At 67.9% G+C, this 3003-nt stretch carries 3 protein-coding genes; all 3 read left to right on the forward strand.

What is annotated here, in order from left to right:
- Positions 1–475: tRNA (guanine-N1)-methyltransferase (locus DEIPI_RS32375; RefSeq protein ID WP_045234649.1), on the forward strand; the 475-nt coding region annotated here is incomplete at its 5' end.
- A gap of 133 nt (positions 476–608) precedes the next feature.
- On the forward strand, positions 609–1193 hold the full coding sequence (locus DEIPI_RS0117860; RefSeq protein WP_027482660.1) for an LON peptidase substrate-binding domain-containing protein: 585 nt from the start codon (positions 609–611) through the stop codon (positions 1191–1193).
- A 202-nt stretch (positions 1194–1395) separates the two neighbouring features.
- Positions 1396–3003, forward strand: a 1608-nt coding sequence (locus tag DEIPI_RS0117865; protein WP_027482661.1) for a DNA topoisomerase (ATP-hydrolyzing), incomplete at its 3' end; no start/stop codon positions are given.

Here is a 3003-nt window from a genome sequence, read left to right on the forward strand (position 1 = left end):
CGTGGCGGTGCTGTGCGGCCGCTACGAGGGCTTCGACGCGCGCGCCGAGCGGCTCGCGACACGCGAGGTGTCCGTCGGGGATTTCGTGATGATGGGCGGCGAGGCGGCGGCGGCGTGCGTGGTGGAGGCCGTGGCGAGGCTCGTGCCGGGTGTGATCGGGGATTCCGAGTCGCACCGTCGCGATTCGTTCTCGTCGGGTCTGCTGGACTACCCGGAGTACACGCGCCCCCTGGATTGGCGCGGGGAGCGGGTGCCGGAGGTGCTGACGGGTGGCAACCACGCGCTAATCGAGCGGTGGCGCCGCGACGAGGCGCTCTCGCGGACGCTGGCGCGCCGTCCGGATCTGCTGGCGTCGGCGGAGCTCACGCCTCAGGACTCGGCGGCGCTGCTGAAGCTGGGCGCGTCGGAGGCTCAGCTGGCGGCGTGGGGCGCGCCGCCCGTGGTGGTGAAGCGCCGCCGGGCGCGCCGCTCGTGACGGAAAGTGCTCATTTCCGGGGGGTGTCCTCCAGAAATGCGCCTCCCGACGGCAAATTCCTCTATACAATGCCTTTGTTTTGTAGCCCTCGGTGATGTGAATCACCGCCCGGAGGTGCAGCATACAGGTACGTATGTCCCTGCCGCTTTTTCCTCTGCCGAACGTCGTGCTGCTTCCGGGACTGGTGCTCCCGCTGTACGTGTTCGAGCCCCGCTACCGTGACCTGCTCGCGCGGGTCCGGCGCAGCGGGGAGCCTTTCGGCATCACGCGGCTCGGCCCGGCCCTCGACGAGGGAACGCCCTTCGTGGAGCGCGTGGGGACGGTGGGCACGCTCGCCTACGTCCGTGAGGTCGTCGACCACGCGGACGGCACGGCGTCGATCCTGGTGGTCGGCGGCGACCGCTTCGAGGTGAAGGACTTCGACACCTCGGAGAGCTACCTCAGCGCGGACGTGGAGGTCCTCCCGATGGAGACGGGCGATCCCGTGGTGATCGGGGTGCTGGGCCGCACGGTGCTGCAGGGCGTGGTGGACCTGCACCGGGAGAACGCGGAGAAGGTGCGCGCGGGCGCGCCGAAGGATCCGCTGCTGCTCTCCACGTACTGCGCGGCGCTGATGCCGCTCACGGCGGAGCAGGGCGACGAGGTGCTGCGGGCGCCTTCCGTGGCGGACCGCTTCGAGGTGCTCGCGTCCCTGATTCCGTCCCGGACGCTGAACTGACCTTCACGTTCGGTGGTGTCCGCCTGCCCGCTCGTTCTGCCCTCAACATAATGAACCGGAATTCATGATATACTGGACGGGTTGAACGCGGTGGCTGGCAGGCCGCGTGGACAAGTCCCGACCACCGGTCCGAGCTCCTCGGGCACGGGGGTTTCGTGCCCCGACGGGCTCGGGCTTGTGGAGTCACTGCCATGGAGGTTCTGTGACAGGCATTCACCCGGTCGACATCACCAAGGAAGTTCAGACCAACTTCATCAACTACGCCATGTCGGTCATCGTGGACCGCGCGCTTCCCGACGTCCGTGACGGCCTCAAGCCGGTGCAGCGCCGCATCCTCTACGCGATGATGATGGAAGGCCTCGCCAGCAACCACAAGCACAGCAAGTCCGCCGGCGTGGTCGGCGAGGTCATCAAGAAGTACCACCCGCACGGCGACGCGCCCATCTACGACGCGATGGTCCGTCTCGCGCAGTGGTGGAACCTGCGCTACCCCCTCGTGGACGGCCAGGGCAACTTCGGCTCCATCGACGGCGACCCGGCGGCGGCGTACCGCTACACCGAGGCCCGCATGACGAAGGTCGCCGAGGAGGTCCTCGCCGACATCGAGAAGGAAACGATCGACTTCAAGCCGAACTTCGACGAGACGACGCAGGAGCCCATGGTGCTCCCGTCGGCCGTGCCGAACCTGCTGATCAACGGCGCGACGGGCATCGCCGTGGGCATGTCCACGAACGTCCCGCCGCACAACCTCACCGAGATCTGCAACGGCCTCCTGGCCCTCATCGAGAACCCGGACCTCACCCTCGACGAGCTCATGCAGCACGTGCCCGGCCCGGACTTCCCCACGGGCGGCCGCATCGGGCGCGTCGGCATCCGGGACGCGTACTCCACGGGTCACGCGAGCCTGCGCGTACGCGGCAAGGCCCGCATCGACGAGAAGAACGGCCGCAGCCAGATCATCATCCAGGAGATCCCGTATCAGGTGAACAAGACCAGCCTGATCCAGACGATCTCCGCGATGTACAAGGCGGGCAAGATCCCGGACATCAGCGCGCTGCGCGACGAGTCGGACCGCAAGGACCCCGTGCGCATCGTCGTGGAGCTCAAGCGCGGCGCCATCCCGAGCCTCGTGCTGAATCAGCTCTACAAGTACACGCAGCTTCAGACGACGTACACGGTGATCAACCTGTCGATCGTGAACGGCGAGCCGCGCGTGCTGCCCCTCAAGGACACCATGCAGCTGTTCCTGGGGCACCGCCGCGAGGTCGTCACGCGCCGCACCGAGTACGAGCTGCGCAAGGCCCGCGAGCGCGCCCACGTCCTCGAGGGCATGATCATCGCCCTCGACCACATCGACGAGGTCATCGCGCTGATCCGCAAGTCGCAGACGACCGCCGAGGCCCGTGACGGGCTGCAGGCGCGCTTCGGCCTCACGGAGATCCAGTCGCAGGCGATCCTCGACATGCGCCTCCAGCGCCTCACGGGTCTGGAGCGCGAGAAGCTGCAGGCGGAGCACGCGGAGCTCATGGCGATCATCGAGCGCCTCACGGGCATCCTCGGCGACGAGCGCAGGCTGTGGAACGAGATCAAGAAGGAGGTCCGCCAGATCCGCGACAAGTACGGCGACGAGCGCCGCAGCGTCATCACGGACCTCGAGGACGACATCAGCAAGGAAGACCTCATCGCGGTGGAGGACATGGTCATCACCATGACCCGCGCGGGCTACATCAAGCGCACGAAGCTCGACGCGTTCCGCGCGCAGGGCCGCGGCGGGCGCGGCGCGAGCGGCGGCCGTCTGCGCGAGGACGAC

Origin of the sequence: Deinococcus pimensis DSM 21231 (assembly GCF_000519345.1) — a bacterium.
In the GTDB taxonomy this organism is placed as follows: domain Bacteria; phylum Deinococcota; class Deinococci; order Deinococcales; family Deinococcaceae; genus Deinococcus_A; species Deinococcus_A pimensis.

Excerpts from the sequence above, each read along its gene's own strand:
- DEIPI_RS0117860 (WP_027482660.1), top strand. The coding sequence starts at position 609 with ATGTCCCTGCCGCTTTTTCCTCTGCCGAACGTCGTGCTGCTTCCGGGA.